Origin of the sequence: Janthinobacterium svalbardense (assembly GCF_002327145.1) — a bacterium.
In the GTDB taxonomy this organism is placed as follows: domain Bacteria; phylum Pseudomonadota; class Gammaproteobacteria; order Burkholderiales; family Burkholderiaceae_D; genus Janthinobacterium; species Janthinobacterium tructae.
The window spans coordinates 3,738,846-3,759,164 of the sequence record NZ_CP023422.1; the positions used below are offsets into that span (position 1 = coordinate 3,738,846).

Annotated in this window: 19 protein-coding genes and 2 pseudogenes; 8 read left to right on the plus strand and 13 right to left on the minus strand. The window is 60.8% G+C overall.

Annotated elements, in window-relative coordinates; genetic code table 11:
• The first annotated feature begins 8 nt into the window (after positions 1-8).
• A complete protein-coding gene (locus CNX70_RS16600; protein ID WP_096238499.1) occupies positions 9-1,862 on the plus strand; it encodes a phytase in 1,854 nt (617 codons plus the stop codon).
• 43 nt (positions 1,863-1,905) lie between these two features.
• On the opposite strand, the gene CNX70_RS16605 is transcribed toward CNX70_RS16600, so the two are convergent.
• Complete coding sequence (locus CNX70_RS16605) at positions 1,906-2,190, minus strand: hypothetical protein (protein WP_096235613.1); 285 nt, start codon at positions 2,188-2,190, stop codon at positions 1,906-1,908.
• Between the two features lie 87 nt (positions 2,191-2,277).
• On the opposite strand from CNX70_RS16605, the pseudogene CNX70_RS16610 reads away from it, so the two are divergent.
• Positions 2,278-3,529: pseudogene (locus CNX70_RS16610) on the plus strand (IS3 family transposase).
• A 163-nt stretch (positions 3,530-3,692) separates the two neighbouring features.
• Here CNX70_RS16610 and CNX70_RS28570 read toward each other — a convergent pair.
• The 3 genes from CNX70_RS28570 to CNX70_RS16620 form a co-directional block, all read right to left on the minus strand.
• Positions 3,693-3,869: a hypothetical protein gene (locus CNX70_RS28570; RefSeq protein ID WP_167389672.1), complete on the minus strand. Its 177-nt coding sequence runs from the start codon at positions 3,867-3,869 to the stop codon at positions 3,693-3,695.
• A gap of 193 nt (positions 3,870-4,062) precedes the next feature.
• Positions 4,063-6,087, minus strand: coding sequence for a DNA recombination protein RmuC (locus CNX70_RS16615; protein WP_208624431.1), 2,025 nt, complete (start codon positions 6,085-6,087; stop codon positions 4,063-4,065).
• A 75-nt stretch (positions 6,088-6,162) separates the two neighbouring features.
• On the minus strand, positions 6,163-6,363 hold the full coding sequence (locus CNX70_RS16620) for a KTSC domain-containing protein (protein ID WP_096235614.1): 201 nt from the start codon (positions 6,361-6,363) through the stop codon (positions 6,163-6,165).
• Positions 6,364-6,589: 226 nt separating this feature from the next.
• Between CNX70_RS16620 and CNX70_RS16625 the strand changes: the two genes are divergently transcribed.
• Both CNX70_RS16625 and CNX70_RS16630 read left to right on the plus strand, forming a co-directional pair.
• Entirely contained in the window at positions 6,590-7,468 is an 879-nt protein-coding gene (locus tag CNX70_RS16625; RefSeq protein WP_167389673.1) for an EamA family transporter, read from the plus strand.
• A gap of 139 nt (positions 7,469-7,607) precedes the next feature.
• Complete coding sequence (locus CNX70_RS16630; RefSeq protein ID WP_208624432.1) at positions 7,608-8,012, plus strand: c-type cytochrome; 405 nt, start codon at positions 7,608-7,610, stop codon at positions 8,010-8,012.
• 195 nt (positions 8,013-8,207) lie between these two features.
• On the opposite strand, the gene CNX70_RS16635 is transcribed toward CNX70_RS16630, so the two are convergent.
• Complete coding sequence (locus CNX70_RS16635; RefSeq protein ID WP_205704572.1) at positions 8,208-8,471, minus strand: DUF378 domain-containing protein; 264 nt, start codon at positions 8,469-8,471, stop codon at positions 8,208-8,210.
• A gap of 321 nt (positions 8,472-8,792) precedes the next feature.
• On the opposite strand from CNX70_RS16635, the gene CNX70_RS16640 reads away from it, so the two are divergent.
• Positions 8,793-10,190 (plus strand): methyl-accepting chemotaxis protein, encoded by a 1,398-nt coding sequence (locus CNX70_RS16640; protein ID WP_096235616.1) that lies wholly within the window; start codon positions 8,793-8,795, stop codon positions 10,188-10,190.
• Positions 10,191-10,211: 21 nt separating this feature from the next.
• Here the strand turns inward: CNX70_RS16640 and CNX70_RS16645 are convergent, their stop codons facing one another.
• Genes CNX70_RS16645 through CNX70_RS16655 form a run of 3 tightly spaced genes read right to left on the minus strand, consistent with a single transcriptional unit; the run spans position 10,212 to position 12,248 of the window.
• Positions 10,212-10,736 carry a GNAT family N-acetyltransferase gene (locus CNX70_RS16645; RefSeq protein WP_096235617.1) on the minus strand — a complete coding sequence of 175 codons (525 nt, stop codon included), beginning with the start codon at positions 10,734-10,736 and terminating at the stop codon, positions 10,212-10,214.
• Positions 10,737-10,743: 7 nt separating this feature from the next.
• Entirely contained in the window at positions 10,744-11,316 is a 573-nt protein-coding gene (locus CNX70_RS16650) for a helix-turn-helix domain-containing protein (RefSeq protein ID WP_096238503.1), read from the minus strand.
• A gap of 32 nt (positions 11,317-11,348) precedes the next feature.
• Positions 11,349-12,248: a LysR family transcriptional regulator gene (locus tag CNX70_RS16655; RefSeq protein WP_096235618.1), complete on the minus strand. Its 900-nt coding sequence runs from the start codon at positions 12,246-12,248 to the stop codon at positions 11,349-11,351.
• 105 nt (positions 12,249-12,353) lie between these two features.
• Between CNX70_RS16655 and CNX70_RS16660 the strand changes: the two genes are divergently transcribed.
• Positions 12,354-13,436 (plus strand): YeiH family protein, encoded by a 1,083-nt coding sequence (locus CNX70_RS16660; protein ID WP_244198828.1) that lies wholly within the window; start codon positions 12,354-12,356, stop codon positions 13,434-13,436.
• A gap of 106 nt (positions 13,437-13,542) precedes the next feature.
• Entirely contained in the window at positions 13,543-14,184 is a 642-nt protein-coding gene (locus CNX70_RS16665; protein WP_096235620.1) for a LysE family translocator, read from the plus strand.
• Between the two features lie 2 nt (positions 14,185-14,186).
• Here the strand turns inward: CNX70_RS16665 and CNX70_RS16670 are convergent, their stop codons facing one another.
• Positions 14,187-14,951 (minus strand): alpha/beta fold hydrolase, encoded by a 765-nt coding sequence (locus tag CNX70_RS16670; RefSeq protein WP_096235621.1) that lies wholly within the window; start codon positions 14,949-14,951, stop codon positions 14,187-14,189.
• Between the two features lie 85 nt (positions 14,952-15,036).
• Between CNX70_RS16670 and CNX70_RS16675 the strand changes: the two genes are divergently transcribed.
• Complete coding sequence (locus CNX70_RS16675; protein WP_096235622.1) at positions 15,037-15,798, plus strand: AraC family transcriptional regulator; 762 nt, start codon at positions 15,037-15,039, stop codon at positions 15,796-15,798.
• Here CNX70_RS16675 and CNX70_RS16680 read toward each other — a convergent pair.
• The 4 genes and pseudogenes from CNX70_RS16680 to CNX70_RS16695 all read right to left on the minus strand — a co-directional run bounded on the left by CNX70_RS16680 (position 15,795) and on the right by CNX70_RS16695 (position 20,003).
• Positions 15,795-16,436: a CatA-like O-acetyltransferase gene (locus tag CNX70_RS16680; protein WP_096238504.1), complete on the minus strand. Its 642-nt coding sequence runs from the start codon at positions 16,434-16,436 to the stop codon at positions 15,795-15,797. The two genes, CNX70_RS16675 and CNX70_RS16680, sit on opposite strands and share 4 nt — an antisense overlap.
• A gap of 144 nt (positions 16,437-16,580) precedes the next feature.
• Positions 16,581-17,453 (minus strand): hypothetical protein, encoded by an 873-nt coding sequence (locus CNX70_RS16685; RefSeq protein WP_244198829.1) that lies wholly within the window; start codon positions 17,451-17,453, stop codon positions 16,581-16,583.
• A 228-nt stretch (positions 17,454-17,681) separates the two neighbouring features.
• A pseudogene (locus CNX70_RS16690) lies at positions 17,682-18,901 on the minus strand (MFS transporter).
• A 76-nt stretch (positions 18,902-18,977) separates the two neighbouring features.
• Positions 18,978-20,003, minus strand: a complete 1,026-nt coding sequence (locus tag CNX70_RS16695) for an ice-binding family protein (protein ID WP_157751068.1) — start codon at positions 20,001-20,003, stop codon at positions 18,978-18,980.
• Between the last annotated feature and the right edge of the window lie 316 nt (positions 20,004-20,319).

A 20,319-nucleotide genomic window follows, 5' to 3' on the forward strand; every position in this document is an offset into this window, starting at 1 on the left:
TACCTACCATGAAAAAAACCGTACTCTGCAGCGCTTTGCTGGCTTGCCTCAGCGGCATCGTGCAGGCCGCCCCCGCCAACGTTTTACCTTCCTTCACGCAGGAAGCGGAAGAACTGGCCCGCCTGCCCGGCGGCGGCTGGCTGACGTTGGACAAGCACGGCTTGCGTCTGTTCAATGCGGCCGGCCAGGAACAGGACCGCATCGCCGTGCGCGCCAAGCAGCTCGACACGCGCCTTGACGGCAATCAAATGCTGGCCGTGTTCCTGGAAGCGGACACGCAGCGCCCGCTGCCCGTGACGGTCGATGTGCAGGGCGGCAAGCTGGTGAAGCTGGCGCCGTTTCCCGTGCCCACCTTTTCCGTGGAAGCATCGTGTTTGTACCGCGACGCGCAGCAGCTCGATCATCTGTTCTTGATCGGCAAGGATGGGCAAGCAGAACAGTGGGTGATGCAGGGCGAACAGCGCAGCCTGGTGCGCAAACTCGCTTTGCCACCGCACGCGAAACATTGCCGTGTCGACGATGGCGCGCAGCGCCTGCTGGTGAGCGAGGCTAACATGGGTGTGTGGGCGTATGACGCCGAGTCCGAAGGCATGGGCAAGCGAGAAGTGGTGGCGCTGCGCAAGCCGTATGGTCAGCTGGACGGCGGTGCCGGGGCGCTGGCCGTGCTGCCCGGTGGCGTGGCCGTGCTCGATGGCAAGGCGGACAAGCTGCACCTGTTCGCCCATCAAGGCGGACAGTGGACCGCGCAGCCAGCCCAAGCCGTGGCCTTGAACGTGCGCAAGGGCGACAGCCAGTTGGCGCGGGACGGGAATTCGCTACTGCTGCGCGGCAAGAATGGCTGGCAAGCGCGCCCGTTGAAATGGGCTGGCCAAGCGGAGACACAGCCTGCGGTAGCCATCATCGCCCCGCAAGCGCAGACGGCGCCGATGGCGCGCCAGGGCGACGCGGCCGACGATCCGGCCATCTGGCTGGCCAGCGATCCTGCCAATGCGCGCATCCTCGGCACCAACAAGAAGCAGGGACTGCTCGTCTACGACCTGCAAGGCAAGCAGACGCAGTTGCTGGAAGTGGGCCGTTTGAACAACGTCGACGTGCGCCAGAACATCCAGTTGGGCGGCAGCAAGGTCGACCTGGCCGTGGCTACCCAACGCGACGACAACAGCATGATGCTGTTTACCATCAATGCCAGCGGCGAAGTGGCGGAAGCGGGCCGTTTCCCTACCGGCCTGAAAAGCATCTACGGCATGTGCTTGTACCAGCCGGCCAGCGGCGGCGTGCAAGCATTCATCAACGACAAGGATGGCACTTTCCAGCAATACAGCATCGGCCTGGAAGGCAACAAGTTCAGCGCCACCCTCTTGCGCAGCTTCAAGGTTGCCACGCAACCGGAAGGCTGCGTGGCCGACGATGCCAACGCCAGATTGTTCCTGGGCGAGGAAACGCGCGGCATCTGGACCACCTCGGCCGACGCCGCCAAGCCCGATGCCCTGACCATGGTCCTGCCGGTGGGAGCGAACCTGACGGCCGACGTGGAAGGCATGGCCATCTACCGCAAGTCGAACGGCAAGGCTGACACTGGCTACCTGATCGTCTCCAGCCAGGGCGACAGCAGCTACGTGGTGCTCGACGCGCAAGCACCGTATAAAGTACGCGGCCGCTTCAAGGTGGGATTCAACTTGCCCGCCGGCATAGACGGCACCTCGGAAACGGATGGCCTCGACGTCACCGCCGCCAACCTGGGCGGCGCATATGCGCAAGGCATGCTGGTAATCCAGGACGGCTACAAGCGCCTGCCCGATGGACCGCAGAATTTCAAATATGTGGCGTGGCGGGATGTGGCGAAGGCGTTGGGGCTGGATTAAGTTAGAACAGCAGGGGCCGGTCCCTTTGGGAGCGGCCCCGCCACTATGTGCGCGGCATATCGATATGAAATGGCAGCCGCTTACCGCATAAGTCCACCATGCCCGACACAAGCAGGCGCCGTGCCGACAATTCGAGAATGTTGACAGCCGATACGTCGCCGTACTCCATCATGTAGATACCCGATTCCTCTGCATCGGGATGCAAATCAAGCTGGCCAATAGGAAATTCCCCTTGCGGCCATCCCGGTATGCGCAAGCCGTGCAGAAAAAACGCAGGCGGATACAGCGCCCACGACCATTCCGCGTCATCGGGCTCGGTCAAGCGCATAAACACATCGTCGTCCCCATGGATTATAGTGGATCCCGAATCTGAGACGATGGTTTAAGCTGTGGTCCGCGAAAGGGATGACAGCAAATGAGTGAAGGAAAAAAACGTCGGGTACACACGGCTGAGTTCAAGGCCAAGGTCGGTCTGGAGGCCGTTCGCGGTGTCAAGACGGTGACGGAGATCGCGCAAGAGTTCGGCGTGCATCCGGTGCTGGTGGGACAGTGGAAAAAGGAAATCCTGGAGAACGCGGGGGTGCTGTTCGACACCAAGCGCGGCCCCAAGCCGATCGATGAAAGCAGCCCGAGGATAAGCTGTACGGTGAGATCGGTCGGCTGAAGATGGAAGTGGATTGGCTTAAAAAAAAGCTGGGGCCGTGAGCCGGGAGGAGCGCTTGGGCTGGATCGAAACCGGGCACGAGAAGCTGCCCGTGACGCGCCAATGCGAGCTGGCAAGCGTGCCGCGCGCGACGGTGTACCGGCAGATCGACGCTGCATCCAGGCAGGCATGTGAAGACGAGAGCGACCTGCAGCTGCGCACGCTGATCGACGAGGAATACACCAGCCGGCCTTTTTATGGCAGCAGGCGGATGGTTGTGTCCTTGCGTGTGGCCGGCTACGTGGTCAACCGCAAGCGCGTGCAGCGCCTGATGCGCGGCATGGGCTTGGCGGGTATGGCGCCGGGGCCTAACACGAGCCGTGCGCATCCTCTGCACAAGGTTTATCCGTACCTGTTGCGCGGCGTGCCGGTGACGCGGCCGAACCAGGTGTGGTCGACAGATATCACTTACATTCGATTGGCGCGGGGCTTCGCGTATCTGGTGGCAATCATCGACTGGTACAGCCGCAAGGTGCTGTCTTGGCGCATCAGCAACAGCATGGACGCGTCGTTCTGCGTGGACTGCCTGGACGATGCCGTGCGCCGCCATGGAAGGCCTGAGGTGTTCAACAGCGATCAAGGTTCGCAGTTCACCAGCACGGCTTTCACCGATGTGCTCAAGCGCGAAGGCGTCGCCATCAGCATGGACGGGCGTGGACGAGCGCTGGACAACATCTTCGTCGAGCGGCTGTGGCGCAACGTGAAGTACGAGGATGTGTACCTGAAGGGGTACGCCAATATGGCGGAATTGATGGTGGGCCTGGCGCAGTATTTCGCGTTCTATAACGCCGAGCGACCGCACCAGTCGCTCAGCTACCAGACGCCCGACCAAGTCTACCGCGACGGCGTCGGCGGCGGTGCGCTGATCGTCGACCGGTTCGGTGACGACGATAAAAAGTCACAGGAAAAGAGCAATACGGGTCAGCGCCGGGCAGCTGAAGCAGTGGAAACGGGCACAGCTTAAATTAGTCGGCAAAGTGTCTTGACTGATGGATCCACTTTAGATATCGATGTTCAGTTCCACCATGCCAGTGCCATCTTCTTCCAGGCTGATGCTTGATTTCGCGAAATCCACGTCAAAATTGGTGTCGCCGATACTAAAAACAGTCATTCAATACTACTCCAAGTTATAGGTCAATATGCGGCGCGACAGGCAGCAAGGACTGCAGGGCAACCTCATCGATCAGCAAACCAGAAGGATAGAGCCGGCAATTACGGCGATCGTTCCAATGCTCAATTTTTATCCTTTTGACCATGTTCGTGCCATCATTGTCAACGCGCGCCGAAATGGCGTCAACGTTCATCGCCTTTAAAATAGTGCCGGTGAACGCAAGAAAAGGCCGCTTACTCCGCAAAACAGGCAAAACCTGTAACGTCCGCTTCCGCCCCAAAGCCGACGATTATCTTGTGGCAGAAGATAGGCGATTCGTTTTTCAATTTTTACCGATATGGACATTTATCTTACTTAGTATGAAACCCAAAGTACTGCAATTCACTCTAATGTGGAGTAATCATATTCACGATAGCCGAGGGCAATTGATCGAGTTCGAGTGCTGCTTTGGCAACCAGATGATCTGGAATCGCCGCACTTTGCACAGAGACGCCTAAGCGTTGAAAATCGTTGGCTTGCTGGATAAGGTTTCCTTTGCCGCTAACCAATTGCCCCATCGCTTTACCATATGAGTCCTTAGCACTGTCCAGTTGCCTGCCTAGCGCTTCCATGCTACCAAGGAAAGACACTAGTTTTTTGTAAACTTTAGCTGCACGATCTGCTAGCTCGGCTGTATGCGCATTTTGTTCCTCAAAGCGCCATAGTTGACGCACGATGTTCAGACTGGTCAACAAAGTCGTAGGTGTCGCGACCAAGATATTATTTTGTACCGCTTCTAGAAACAGGCCGTCATCGGCACGCAGTGCTTCAACAAATGCGGATTCGATCGGAATGAACATGAACACCATCTCTGGCGTGTTCAGACCAGGCAGATTGAAATAATTTCGATCAGACAGTTCCTTGATTCGGGAGGAAATCGCCTTGACATGCTCCTTTAATGCGTCGGCGCGAGTAATGTCGTCTTCTGCGTTTATGTAGCGAGTATAGGCATTCAGTGATACCTTTGCATCGATCACAAGATGCTTTTTCTGAGGGAGCGACACGACAACGTCAGGCCGCCTCTTTCCTTCCTCGGTATTAAAGCTGACTTCACGCCGGTAATCCTTGCCTTCACACAGTCCTGCCCGGTCTAGCACGTTGCCAAGCACGAGTTCTCCCCAGTTTCCCTGTACCTTGGCCTGGCCTTTGAGTGCGGTTGCAAGGCCGTGTGCCTCTTCTGTGATTTGGCGATTTAGATCCTTCAACTGCGATAGCTCAGTTCTCAATATCGCCTGCTGTTCAATGTCCTTAGCATGGATTTCTTCGACTTTTGACTTGAACTCGGTCATCCGCTCCCTCAATGGATTTAAAAGCTGACCCATGTTGGTTTGGTTGTGTTCGGAAAAGCTCTTGCTCTTTTCTTCCAAAATGTCGTTGGCCAAAATCTTAAACTGCAGCGACAGCTGCTCACGGGCCTCGTTGAGCAGGGCGATCTTCTCTCCGTTTTGCGTGCGTTCGGCGGCTAATTGCATATTGACTTCGGCAAGTTCTGTCGTCAAGCGATTCAAGGTCGTGTTCGACGTCTCACAATTCGCCTTCTCGGAGCCCAACTCAAGCCGCGCAGCGGTCAATGCCGACCGTTCAGCGGCGAGCTCAGCCTCGACCCGACCGATAGTGGCGCCCTGTACTGCGGACTGCTCGCGCACGACGAGAATATCCCGATTTGATTCCGCCATCTGATGCTGCAAAGCGAGGTTACGTGTGCCCGTCGCGTTTATAGTGTCCTCCGCAGCTTTCAGCTCGGCCTGCAGGCGCCCCAAATCTTCCTTCAGAATCGCAAGTTCTCGATTGATGTTTGCGAGATCTGCTTCCCGTTGCCCGATGTTTGCTTCTAGTAGTGGGATACGAGAGGCTTTGGCGTCTAGGGCAGCGTAGCGTCCATTGATGTCGCTGAAGGCGGATGTGGAGATATCAAGCAGACGCTTTGTTTCAATCTGCTCCCGCTCGACTTCCGCGAGGCGGCTCTCAGTCGATTGCAACAACCGCGTTTTTTCCGCTTCGCTCTTTGACAGCTTGAGAATGTCAGCTTGCGAGACACGATCAGTCGCAGATGCACTCGCCAGATCAGCTTCGAGCTTAGGGAGCCAACTAACACGCTCGATCAACTGAGTTTTTTCAGTATTAGCGAGTTCAGCTGCATCGCGCCATTCATTCACTTGCTGTTTCAGATTGTCGTGCTCGGCCTGAAATAGCCGGCGCTCTTCCTCCATCAACCGCAGTCTTTCCCTGCCTGTCGCCAGTTCGACCAGGACATCCGCCTTGCCTCGTTCGAGCGCTGCACCGATTTGGCCACGCAAAATAAGCCAGATGGCGATACTCCCTATAAGGATACCGATCACGGCTGAAAGCAGTTGGGGCAGTTGATTCTCCATTGGATTCCTTGGTTATCTATCAAAATTCAACGGCTGCTTCTGGCCGATTGCCGACTCTTTTAGACCAAATTCCGATTAGCATTGGTAGCGGTCTTTGATGTGCTCATTGTAGTAAGTCCCCTTGGAGTTGGCACGCATGAATGCAGCATGCACATTCGGAGGTACTCGGCAGAAATCATAACTATGTCCTTGCTGGAATTGGATACGCATACGAGTTGTTTGCTCGTCGTAAGCAATCGCAACAATGGCGCTGGAATTTACTCGAACCATTTGCATGGCAGCTCCCGAAAGTGCTAAGAATCAAAAGGGTAAATTCTATTCGATTAGGAACGGCTACTTCTAGCCACTAGTAAACAATTCCATAACTGTAGCGTATTTTGCAACATGATGTCAAAAAAGTAGCCGCGATGCACCAGTCCTGCCAGCAACTGCCCAGTTAAATCTCCCCAGCTTACCAATCTGCCAGAGACTGCCAGCCTCAAGCATATTAAAATACTGTCCCATGACCTCCCCCGCCTCGACCTCCCCTCTCCCTGACAGCATCCTGCTCCCGTCCCTGGCCGTCTTGGGAGGACAGATTTCCGTCAATCTGGGGGCGGCGATTGCGAAGAATCTGTTTCCTGTCATCGGGGTCGAGGGGATTACAGCGTACCGGGTGGGGTTTTCGGCGCTGATCCTGCTGGCCATCTTCCGCCCCTGGCGTTTCCGCCTGACGCGCAAGGATGTGCTGAACCTGCTGGTCTACGGTTCCGTGCTGGGATTGATGAACTTGCTGATTTACCGCGCATTTGCGCTGATACCGATCGGCATTGCCGTCGCCATCGAGGTGACGGGGCCGCTGGCGGTGGCCATGCTGTCATCGCGGCGGCCGCGCGATTTGCTGGCCGTGGCGTGCGCCGTATTCGGCTTGTATTTGCTGCTGCCGCTGCAAGGCAGTCCGGGCAGCCTGGACCCGGTCGGCGTGGCCTATGCGCTGGGGGCGGCACTGTGCTGGGCGCTGTATATCATCTTCGGCAAGCGCGCCTCGACCTTGCAGGGCGGGCAAGCCGTGGCCTGGGGCATGACGGTGGCGGCCATGGTGACGGTGCCCATCGGCGTCGCGTACTCGGGCACGGCCCTGCTGGCGCCATCGATTGCGCTGATGGGCGTGGCAATCGCCATGCTGTCCAGCGCCCTGCCGTATTCGCTGGAAATCTTTGCCTTGCGGCGTTTGCCGCAAGGCGTGTTCGGCATGTTCAGCAGCGCGGCACCGGCCGTCAGCGCGCTGGCCGCCATGGCCGTGCTGGGAGAACTGCTGAGCCTGACCCAGTGGCTGGCCATCGCCTGCATCGTGTGCGCGTCGGCCATGGCGGCCTTGGGTGCCCAAGGCGGCAAGCGCTAGCGGCATTCCCCCTCCTGGACCGCTGCCTGCACCGCTTCCTCGCATGCATGTCCGTGCTGGCGGGCAGGTTTTGATGTGCGCCTGTAAAATGCGTCATCGCTTGCCACCCATTGCCACACATCGCATGCCCGCCTCTCCGATGACATCCACCTTTCGCTCTCTCTTCTGTCTTGCCTGCGCAGGTCTGCTGCTGACGCACGCCGCCATCACGCTGGCCGCCACCGCGCCTGCACCGCTCATGGGCAATGCTGAAGCGGGCAAGGCGGCGTTTCGCAAGTGTGCCTCTTGCCACCAGGTGGGGCCATCGGCGCGTGGCGGCTTCGGTCCCAAGCTGACGGGCGTGATTGGCCGCAAAGCTGGTGCCACCACCGATTACAAGTATTCGGCGGCCATGAAAAACGCAAACATCGTCTGGACCGAGCAGAACCTGGCCGGCTTCCTCAAGTCACCCAGCGATTTCATTCCCGGCAATAACATGCGCTTCTGGGGCATCGGCAATGCGCAGCAAGTGGCCGATCTGCTGGCCTACCTGCGCACGCAGTAAGCACCTGCAATTTACACAGGCAGCAAAGCAGGCACTACCGACGCATGCACCGATGCTTGCGCCGTCCGGCAAGGCGACCACGCACAGGCCTGCCCGCCCCCACCTGCACGTACATACAAGCAGGCACCGCCCCATCAAAACCCTGACAACTGCCAGCGATGGGCAAGTCTGGCGCTGACGCGCCAGGGGCTTCCCCTAGGACTTGGCTGGCAGCTTGCGCACGCACAGGTAAATGGAATACAGCGCCGCCAACCCCACCAACACATACACGCCGCGCGACGCCGTCGTCATGGCGCCGAGGATGCGGGCCACGATGTCGATGTCGAACAAGCCCACCAGCGCCCAGTTCAAGCCGCCCACGATCAGCAGGATCATGGAGATCCAGTCGACCACGTTCAAGCGCTTTGCCGTCATTTCCTCGTTTGCCGCACCGTCCGATCCTGCCTGAATATTCGCCATCTCAGCCTCCTGTGTATAAGAAGAAGACCCGCCGCCGGGTCCGTGCAAGGAACAGTGTAGGCGCGGCAGCGGCATGCGCCAGTCGGACGATGCCGTGGATCGAGGTAGGACGAGTCTGGAATACGACGGGTGATTTTATCTGGCAAGAAGCTATGCCGCTGTTGCCAAACAAGCAGTGACTAATTCCAATATAGAAATATTTATAGATTACTTAGTATTGCGCTGCTACACTCATTTCACCCCGGCAACTTCAGGGGGACAAGCGCCACGCCGTACCGCCCGCATGGGGAGCGGCCACCATGGGACAACAGCTGAGGGGACATGAAACTTTCAAACATACGCATCGGTGTACGCCTGACAACAGGTTTCTTGCTGGCATCGCTGTTGCTGGCCGTGGTCGTCGGCATCAGCACGTGGCAACTGGCCACGGTAAGCGGGGAAATCGACAGCAGCGTGAACCAGCGCTATGCACGCATAGCGCAATTGCAGGCCACGCGCAACCGCACGCAAGAGCAGCCTGCCCTGCGCGACATCGACCAGCAGATCGCCACGCAATCGGCGCAGATGCGCGCGGCGGCCGAGACGGCCATGGCCCGTGCGCACGATACCAGCGTGCTGATCATCGCGCTTGGCCTGATCGGCGGCGTGCTGAGCCTGGTCACGGCCTGGTTCATCAGCAGCGGCATCGTGCGGCCCCTGCGGCACGCCGTCAAGGTAGCGCGCAAGGTGGCTGGCGGCGACCTGAGCGGCAATATCCGCGTCGAATCCGGCGATGAGGTGGGCCAGTTGCTGCAGGCGCTGAAAGACATGAATGCCAGCTTGATCACTATCGTAGGCGACGTGCGCGGCGGCACGCAAGACATCGCGGGCGCGTCAGGCGAGATTGCCGCCGGCAACCTGGACTTGTCGCAGCGCACGCAAGCGCAAGCCAGTTCGCTGGAGCAGACGGCTGCCTCGATGGAAGAGCTGACTGGCACCGTCAAGCAAAATGCGGACAATGCGCGGCAAGCCAACCAGCTGGCGCAATCTGCCGCCGATGTGGCCGGCAAAGGGGGCAAGGTGGTGGCAGAAGTGGTCGATACCATGAGCTCGATCAATGCTTCGTCGAAAAAGATCGTCGATATCATCGGCGTCATTGACGCCATCGCCTTCCAGACGAATATCCTGGCCCTGAATGCAGCCGTGGAAGCGGCGCGCGCAGGCGAACAGGGACGCGGCTTTGCCGTCGTGGCCGCCGAAGTGCGCACCCTGGCCCAGCGTTCGGCCGGCGCGGCGCGGGAAATCAAGCAGCTGATCGGCGACTCCGTCGAGCGGATCGACGCGGGCGCGCGCCTGGTCGATACGGCGGGCGCCACCATGCGCGAAATCGTGGCCAGCGTGCACCGCGTGACGGACATCATGGGCGAAATCAGCATGGCCAGCGGCGAACAGTTGTCAGGCATCGAGCAAGTCAATGCCGCCATCGTGCAGATGGAGCATGTGACGCAAGAAAACGCCGCGCTGGTGGAACAGGCGTCAACGGCGGCGGCCAGCATGCAGCAGCGCGCCCAGCAGCTATCTGGCACGGTGGGCATCTTCACCTTGGGCAATGAGGTGGCGCCCCCGCACGCGGCGCTGGCCATCAGCCTTGTCACGACGCAAGTCACGACGCATGATACGGCGGCACCCGCCCTGGCACGCTCACGCGCCCCTGCCGTTAGAGCGCGCCTGAAAGCCTGAGTTCCCCGCCTGCGTTGCCCGCTATAACTGCTTGTACATGATGGTGGTGGCGTCCAGCCGGTCTCCGGCCGGCGCCAGCGCATAGGCGGGGATGCTGCCCGCCACCACGTAACCGAGCGACAAATACAGCGGTTCGGCATGGTCGCCGCTGCGCGTGTCCAGGGTCAGCAGGCTGCGCGGCAAGAGGCGCGCCTGCTCTTCCAGCGCCAGCATCAGCTGGCGCGCGAGGCCGAGGCGGCGGTAAGCGGGCGCGACCAGCAGCTTGCGCACTTCGGCCCGGTGCGCCTGGTTGGGATTGGTGTCCCAGTCCAGCTGCACGGCGCCCGCCACCTTCCCTTCCACCTCGGCCACCAGCAGCAGGCGCACGCCGCGCGTCACGGCGGGCAGCACATTGTCCGTCCAGAACGCCTGGCTGGCCGCCACGTCAAACGGCAAGATGAAACCGATGCTGGCGCCGTCGTGCACGCAGTCTTGCTGCAAGGCGCCCAGTTCCGGCAGGCGTTCGAGAATATCGGCGGAACTGAAACTACGCAGCGATGCGGGCATGATGACCTCAGACGAGAAAGAGAAAATAGCGGGCGCCGCTGTCTGGCGGCGTCGCAAACGCGCTGGCGCCCTGCAACTGGTAGCGCAGGCAATCGCCGGGCATTAAATCGTGCGAGCGGCCGTCGACGGTCACGTTCAGCTGGCCTTCCTGCAACAACAGATGGTGTTCCATGCCGGGCCGGGGCGAGGCCGCGTAGGTGATCGTCACCCCCGCGCCCAGCTCGCATTCGAGCGCTTCGCCGGCCAGGGCGCGCGACGGGGGCGAGACGGAACGGCGGATAAAACCGCTGTCCGGGTCCGTCCACACGCTTTGCTCGGCCCGCCGCAGCAGGGGCGGAAAATCGTCTTCCACCATGCGCAGCAGGCGCGACATGGCCAGGCCATACGCGGCGCACAACTTGCCCAGCACGACCGTCGTCGGGCTGACCTCGCCATTTTCCAGGCGAGATAATGTCGCGCGGCTGACCTGGCTCATGTTCGCCAGCTGGTCCAGCGACCAGCCCCGCTCCACGCGCAACTGTTTCAGGCGCGCGGCCAGACGCTGTTCCGTATCGTTCTCTGTGCTTAGCAAATTTTCCATATATGGGAAGTTATCCCATATATGGAAAAACATCAAGCCATGCGAGAAGCGTGGCGGCACAGTTCCAGGAAACCGCTTAAACGGGGCGAGAGGATCTTCTTGGACTGGCGGATCAGATAAAAGTTGCGCTCCAGGGGCGGCAGCATGGTCTCCAGTTCCACCAGTTGCCCACTGGCCAGCAGGTCGGCCACCACCACCCGCGACAGGCAGGCGATGCCGAGCCCCGCCGCCGCGCCATATTTGATCGCTTCCGAATTGCTGAATTCGCCCGCGGGGCGCAGATAGTGCAGATACGGTACCAGTGCCTGCTCCACCGCTTCGCGCGTGCCCGAGCCCGCTTCGCGCAGCAGCCAGCCCGCCTGGTTCAGCTCCGCAAAGCTGAGCAGATGGCGCAGCTGCGCCAGCGGATGCGTGGGCGCGGCCACAATCAGCATCTGGTCCGTCAGCCACGGCTCCACCAGCAAGCCCGCTTCATGGCACGGCCCTTCGATCAGGCCGATATCGACACGGAACTCCGCCACGGCGGCGGCGATGTCGGCCGTGTTGGCAATCGTCACCTGCGGAATGCTGCGCCCGTACTGCTGCGCTGCCTGCGCCAGGATCTGCGGCAGCAGATAGATGCCTATCGTCGTACTGGCGCCGATTTGCAGGCTGACGGGCACGGACGGGTCGGCGCCCGCGAACTGGCGCTCGATGCTGGCGGCCCCGTCGCGCATCTGCCGCGCCTGCGGCAACAGCAAACGGCCATTGTCATTGAGCAGCAATCGCTTGCCCACCCGGTCGAACAGTTGCGCGCCCAGCAAGGTTTCCAGCTCATTCAGCGCCGCGCTGGTGGCCGATTGCGACAACGCAATCTGTTCGCCGGCCGCGCTGGTGCTGCCCGTGTCCGCCACGGCGAGGAAAATCTGCAGTTGCCGCAAGGTTAATGCCATCAAATCTACCTATTTAATTGGTTAAACATACAAAAACAATCCGTTTTACCATTTAATCGACGAACTGTACAGTCATGCCATACGCATAAAAACATGGAGTACAGCATGTCTTCCTTATCCACCACAACGACAACAAGTTTCAGCGACCGCTACGGCCGCTTGCTGCCCGGCCTGATGCTGAGCGGCGCCATCGCCTGGGGCGCCATCGCGCTGGGCAAGCTGGAATGGATGCAAAGCCACGGCATGAGCGCGCTGACCCTGGCCATCATGCTGGGCATTGCGCTGGGCAACAGCGTGTATGGCCGCCTGGCGCCCGCCTGCGGCGCAGGCGTGACCTTTTCCAAGCAGACCTTATTGCGTCTTGGCATCATCCTGTACGGCTTCCGTCTGACTTTCCAGGATATCGGCCAGGTGGGCCTGGCCGGCATCGCCATCGACGCGCTGGTGCTGGCGTCCACGTTTGGCCTGGCCATGTTCCTCGGTACCAAGGTGTTCAAGCTGGAACTCAACAGCGCCATTCTGATCGGCGCGGGCAGCTCGATCTGTGGCGCGGCGGCCGTGATGGCGACGGAACCCGTCGTCAAGGGCCGCAGCGAAGACGTTACCGTAGCGGTCTCCACTGTCGTCGTGTTCGGCACCATCGCCATCTTTTTGTACCCCTTGCTGTACCAGCTGAACTTGGGCTGGCAGGTGCTGGGCGCCACGCCCGCGGCGTTCGGCGTGTATATCGGTTCGACCGTGCACGAAGTGGCGCAAGTGGTGGCGGCCGGCAAGTCGATCGGGCAGGAAGCGGCGAATGCGGCCGTGATCGCCAAGATGGTGCGCGTGATGATGCTGGCGCCGTTTCTCGTCATCCTGTCGGCGGTGCTGGCGCGCGGCAAGGCCCAAGGTGCTAACGGCAGCCACGACAAGGCCAGCAAACTGGCCATTCCCTGGTTCGCCTTCATTTTTATTGCCGTGGTGGCATTCAATTCGCTGGGCCTGTTGCCAGCGGGCACGGTCGCCACCATCACCGAACTCGACACGGTCTTGCTGGCCATGGCCATGGCGGCCCTGGGCTTGACGACACATATGTCGGCCATCCGCCGCGCCGGCATCAAGCCCCTGCTGCTGGCTGGCGTGCTGTTCTGCTGGCTGATCGCCGGTGGCGCCGCCATCAACCACGTGGTCGCCAGCCTGTTTGCCTGAAGCTGAGGCTGATTCAGGCGGGGGCCGCTGACGCGGACGTCGAAAACTTCGTACAATAAGCGTGTTTTGACTCTCAATCCGGCTTCGGCCCCACCCAGGAACACCCATGCATCTCTCGAACTGGCTGCTTTTTTGCAGCGTCGCCCTGCTCGTCACGTTTTCTCCCGGTCCGGCCGTCTTGCTGGCCATCTCGAATGCCATCGCCGTCGGCCCGCGCCGCGCGATGATCAGCAGCATGGGCAATGGTTTTGGTTTGTTCATCATTTCCGGCGTGGCCATGGCCGGCATGGGCGTCGTGCTGGCCACCTCGGCCACCGCTTTCATGCTGCTGAAACTGGCTGGCGCCCTGTATCTGGTGTACCTGGGCATCAAGCAATGGCGCAGCAAGACCAGCATCGTGGCCGATGCGCCCGTGGCGCTTGGCGCGGCGAATCCAAATTCCTTTTGGAAACTCTTCCGCCAGGGCTTGACGGTGGCGCTGACCAATCCCAAGGCCATCCTGTTCTTTTCGGCCCTGTTCCCGCAATTCATCACGCCGGGCGAACCGGTGGCCATCCAGTTCACCGTGCTGACGACCTCGTTTGTCGCCTGCGCCATGCTGGCCCACTTGTTCTACGCCAACCTGGCGCGCCTGCTGAAAACCCAGTTGGCCACGCCAGGGCGCGCCAAGTTGTTCAACCGCATTTCGGGCGGTGCCTTCGTGCTGCTGGGCCTGAGCCTGCTGCGCTTGCGCGCCAAGACGGCGTAAAGTCACTGCGCCGATAAAAACGCCTCAATGCTGGCCGCCAGGGCCAGCGGCGTTTCATTCATCGGATAGTGTCCCGCATTACCCAGCACCTCCAGCCGGGCTTGCGGGTACCACGCCAGATACGTGCGGCGCATCAGGGCCGCATCGAAACGGGGGTCGTGCTCGCCCACCAGCGCCAGCAAGGGCAGTTTCAGCGCCGCCCGCATCACCTCGCCGCTGAAATCCGTGTCGCTCCACGCGAGGAAGTAGCGTGCGAACGCGGCCGGATCCGCACTTTCCCACGAGTATTGCGCCTTCCAGTCCAGCCAGGTGGCAGGCAAGCGCCCGCCCGTGCTGCGATCGATGATGGCGCGCCGCGCTTGCTTGTTGCCTCTGGCGTCGAGAAACAACGCGCGCGCCGCCGCATCCATGCTTACGCCGCAGCTGGGCACGGGCGCCACGGCCACCAGTTTGCGCACGCGCAAGGGGGCCAGCAAGGCCAGCCGTTCCAGCGCCATGCCGCCCATCGAATGGCCAACCACGCTGAAGGTGGCAAAGCCCAGCGCATCGGCCAGTGCTAGCGCGTCGCGGGCGACCTCTTCCATCGAATACGCGCCCGCCGCGCCGCGCATGCCGCCATAGCCGCGATTGTCCATGAAAACATAGCTGAAAGCGGCGCCATCGAGGGCCACTTCCATCGGTGCAAATGCGTGCGCGTCGCCAAACCAGCCGTGCAGGACGATGACGGCGTGGGGACCATGGCCCACGCGATGATAGCTATTGTGCATACACACTCCTGAAAAAGAGTGCATGGTAGGCGTCCAGCAAGCGGCCCGCCTTCGCTAAAAGGTCAAATACTGTAGAGTATGGGCCATGGATGATTTTTATACGGAAGTGCCGCGTCCCTTGATCGCCACGGCGCGCGACTATGCCCCCGGCGCCATTTTCCCCAGCCACAGCCATGCGCGCGGGCAATTCGCCTATGCGGCGCGCGGCGTCATCAGCGTGCACACGCCGCAAGGCAACTGGCTGGTGCCGCCGCAGCGCGCCTGCTGGGTCCCGGCCCGGCTACCCCACGGCATGCGCATGCATGGCGCCGTAAACATGCACAATGTCTTCATTGACGAGGCCGCCATCTTCAAGATGGGCTTGCCACCCGATTGCCAGGTGCTGGACGCTTCGCCGCTGCTGCGCCAGCTGCTGGCCGAAGCCGTGAGCGTGGAAGCCTTGTATGCGGAAGAATCGCGCGCCGGGCGATTGATGGCCTTGCTGCTCGATGAAATCGCTGCCATGGCGCCCCTGCCCCTGAGCGCACCCCTGCCCCAGGACGCCAGGCTGGCGCGCCTGTGCACGCAACTCTTGCAGCAACCCAGCCTGGACCACAGCCTGGACGCGATGGCGGCACAGGCGGGCATGAGCCGGCGCACCTTTACGCGCCAGTTCCGCACCCAGACGGGCCTGGCCTTTGCCCAATGGCGCCAGCAAGCATGTCTGCTGGCGGCCATCACGCGCCTGGCCGAAGGGCAAGCCGTCACCCGGGTTGCGCTCGACCTCGGTTATGCCAGCCCCAGCGCCTTCACGGCCGCCTTCCGCCGCGTGCTGGGACAGGCGCCCAGCGACTATCTGTCGAACTAGGCAATGATGGCGGCGATGCGCTGGCCCAACGCCTGCGCCAGTTTCTGCACATGGTAGCCGTCGACAAAGCCATGGTGCGCCTGCGCGGAAAACGGCACCCGCATGCGGCCATCCGGCTGCGCGGGACCGAATTTACCCCAGGTAAAGGTCGGGATATCGGCATCGCGGTGGCGGTAAATCGGGTGCTCGATGGCCGCCAGCTCCAGCCATGGCAGACAGGTGATGAAGATATTGTTGCGCTGCTCGCGCTCGCTCTCTCCCTCGCCCGTGTTGATCAGCGCGGAACTGGCTTCGGCGAGGCGTTTCGCTTCCAGGCTGCGTTCGATGAACAGGTCAAGCTGGTCCGTCATCGTGAAACGCGTGTAGTTGAGGTTATCGTCGCCGTTGATGACGGTGTAGGAAGCGGGAAAATCATCGATCCTGATCACCTCGCCCTGGCAGATGCGGTACATGAAATTGTCGATGCCCTTGACCGTATTGAGCAGGCAAAACAGGAAAAAGTGGAACACGGGGATGTTCCGTTGCTTGCACCAGGGACGGAAGTCCGGCACGTCGAGCTGGAAATTGATGTTGACGAGAGGATTGTCAAACGCGCGGAACAAGTCATAGCGGTCGCGCCGCTTTGCAAAATTTTTCATGCGGCGAGTGTAGACGATGGGAGTGCTGGCGGGCAAGTCATGCCACAGTCAATGTGTTTTCATTTTTTATCTGAAGTTGACTGCCGACCGGGATAGCCCGGTCGCAAGCCTCCCTGTATCGGGAGGCATATTTTCGCCGGATTTTTACGCGGCCTGATTAATCTCGTCGTCCAGCATATTGGCGAACAGATCGAAACTCAGGATACCCGTGCCGATGCACGAAAACACCGTGGCGCCCGCCGCATCCTTGATCGTCACTTTCTCGGTCCAGTCACTCAGATTCATGCACTTCAGGCTGGCGCCAGGAAAGGTGACGCCATCCACATGCAAGCCCTGGGCAGACAATGCCACTACTTGTGTCTTGAAATTCAGGAAATTTCCGAGCAAACGTTTCTTGTACACGTTGCCGCTACTGATGTAATGGAAGTTCACGCGCTCACCGTCTGCAAGCTTCTGCTTTAATACGGGCATGCGGTGCAAGACATAGCGGGAACGAAACTCGTCCATGAACTCGTCAAAACGCTTGAGTTCTGCGGTAGCCAGTATCCAGGGCTGGTCGGCGCCCGTGCGGTAGGCAAAGTTATTGATCAAGCCTGACATGGCGGTGGAGCCGGCGGCGAACAGATACAGGTCCTCGATATCGGCAAAGGCAGCGTAGCTGCGGATGCCGCCCGATTCATGCACCACGCCATCTTCATGCAATTCAAAACGGCTCTTTTGCCGCTTGAGCATTACTGCACGCATGACCAGTACCAGCAGTGCGAGCAGCAATAAAAAAGCCGCCGTGCCATAAAGAATCGTCAGATTGCTGTGCGTGCCCAGTTTGGCGCCGTTACGCAGCGTCATGGCCTGCGCATCGGTCAGTGTCTTCTGCGGCAAGGTCGTGCTCAGGTACAGCACCAAACCCGCCACTGCCGCCAGGATCGCCGCAAATACCGCAAAGAGCATGGGTACTGTCTTGCCATGAAAATACACGGCGAGTGCTTTATTGGTTTGCGGGATACTAAAATTGCCCATGTAATCTTCCTGTTAAATGATAAGAGGTTTTCAAAACCCGGATGCCGACATATAGTCGGACCGGATTGTCTCCTATCTATTGCAGGAATGGCCACACGCAAGCGCACTCTAATGTTCGTCAATCATGAAGCTGATTATTGGCCGAGCACTTTATGATCTGGCATTGCAGGATTTCCCGGGCCACGTCGGCCACGTCGTCCTCCAGCTCGGCGATTATGCCCGGCCGAGTCATGTGGAAGCAGCGTGCGCCAGGCCCCGCTGCACCTTCCACGCCAACGGCAAGGTCAGCAGCAATACGGCCGCCAGCGCCAGCAAGGCTATGTTCACGCTGGTATGGTCGCCCAGCGCGCCGAACAGCACGGGCGACAGCGCCCCGCCGCCGATGCTGCCCGTGTAGAACAGGGCAAACGCGTGCTCGCGCTTGCCGGGGGCGGCCAGTTCCGGCACCGCGCCATACAGCACGGACGAAGTGCCGTTCAGCGCCAGCCCCAGCAGGGGCAACATGGCCATGACACCGGCCAGCGGCAGCCACAGGGCCGCGACAATCAGCACGGACGTCATCGATTCCGTCAGCCACACGGTTTTCATCATGCCGATGCGCGCCCCAGGTAGCCGCACAGCAGCTTGCCGAAGGCGCCGCCCACGAACAGCAGAGACAGGGCCACGCCGATGCCGGCTGTGCCCGCACCCTTACTTTTCAGCAAGAATGGCAAGAAGGTGAGAAAACCCATGCGCACGGCGCTGTCCAGCGTGCCCGTCGCCAGCAAGGCACGAAAGCTTGCTTTGGAGCCGCTGCCAGTGATGGGTTTGGCCGCTGTCTTCTGGCTGGCCTGGATGTCTCCCGGTTTCGGCAGCAGCCACCACAGCAAGCCGGCCGCCGCCAGGCCCAGCAGTCCCAGCAGCGAGACGCTGGCTTGCCAGCTGCACACCAGCAACAGCAAGCCCACCAGCGCGGGTATCAGGGTCTTGCCGATATCGCCGGCAAAGTTGTAGTGCGACAGCGCTTCCTTCACGCCGCCGCCTGCCTCGTGCGTGTCGGTAACGATGGACGAGGCCAGCGGATGCTGGGTACTGGCGCCCAGGCCGCCTAGCAGCAAGGCCACCAGCAGCACGGCCAAGCCGCCCGCCTGCCCGGCGATCAGGTAGGCGATGCCAGCCAGGGCCGTGCCGCCCACCAGCATGCGTTCGCGTCCCCAGCGCCTGGCCATGCGGCTGGCCAGCAGCTGGAAACCGGCCATCATGCCCGAGTAGGAACCGCGCAGCAGGCCCACCATGGCGTAACTGATGGCAAACTGCGCCTGCCAGATGGGTAGCAGCACATAAATCACGTCCGTCAAGCCGTCATGCACGGCATGCGCGCTGCAGGCGGCGAACAGCGAGCGGCGGCGCAGGGATTTGTCGGAATCAGGGGAAACGGCAGGAAGCGCGGCGACGGAAGGTTCGGTCATGACTGTGCATGCAATAAATCAGGAGGTGACCAGCTTACTACAAATTGCGTTGGCATCTCGGTCGCCTTGTTTCCCCTTACAGGCGCGCCAGCTTGCGCTGCCGCATCAGGCCAAGCAGGGCAAGACCGGCCACCAGCATGGCGTAGCTGGATGGTTCTGGCACTGCCGGTATGTCGATGCTGCGAACAGCGGTACCGTCCACGATATCGAAACCGCTGCCTATGCCGCTGCAGCCCTTGCCGCCGATGCGCGCGCCGTCGCCCGTCGACACATACGATGTGGCGGAAAAGAGCCCGCCGCAGGCGCTACCCACGCCCATCACGCTGGTGCCCGCGCCCACGCTGACGTAATCCTTTGCCAGGATGGTGCCGATGAACTCCCCGCTGGCACCCAGGCTCGTGTAGCCGCCACTATTCCAGATGACACTGTTGCTGGCATCGGCATTGATCAAGACAATTTTCATGGCCGCGCCCGTGACCAGGTAATCGTCGATATTGAACACCCAGGATTGATTGGAGCGGTTCTGTCCGTCCAGGGTCAGCGTGATGCCGGCAGTGGTCGACAAATTGGCCGCCGAAAACACGCCCGGATACAGCGTGGTGTCGAGCGTCATGGTCGTGCCCAGGGCGGTCCCCTGTCCCATGTTCTTCAATGCGGCCTGCGCGGCGCCGACCTGCTGCGCATGGCTCTGCACGTTCGCCGGCAGCGCGGAAAGCGTGCCTGCACCATGGGTGGTGCTGCTGGCGGACAATGTGACCGCGCCCAGCGCCGCCACCTTGCCGGCCACGCTGGCATTGGCGCCGACGGTGGCGGCGCCGCCACTGAGCATATTGCCGCTCACGCTGGCATTGGCGCCGATGGTGGACGCGCCCACGGACAACAGATTGCCGCTGAGCAGCGACGCGGCGCCCATGGTGGCGACATCGCCCGAGACGATATCGCCCGTGACGGTCGAGTTGGCGCCGGTGGTCGCATAGGTGAGCGCAAACACGGAAGAACCGGCTAGCGACTGGCCAAACAGGGGCACGCCTTCGGCATGGACTTGCGCAGCAGTGCATGCCAGCGTGACGAGCAGCGCCAGTGTCGATGGAGGCAATTTCATGGGTTTCTTTTTGCGCAGCTTGCGCATGAATGGAGTAACGTGCATATCCGTGCATATCCCGGGCCATCGTGGCCAACTCGAGAATGCACGGTCGTTTCGCGACAAGCGGCAGGCAGCAGAGGTGAAACACCTGAAACGATATCGTCAAATGCAGCAAGCCGGTACGACTGCATGTCAAGGCCGGTAGGCGGGGACGTGCCGCAGGGGGATGGGCGGCGGGCGGTCAGCTGTTCCGATGGGCGGGTCACGCTGACAACGTGACGCAGCGGAACTGGTAAATTCCTTAGTGAAAATAGTACAGCGCCAGTCGGCGAAT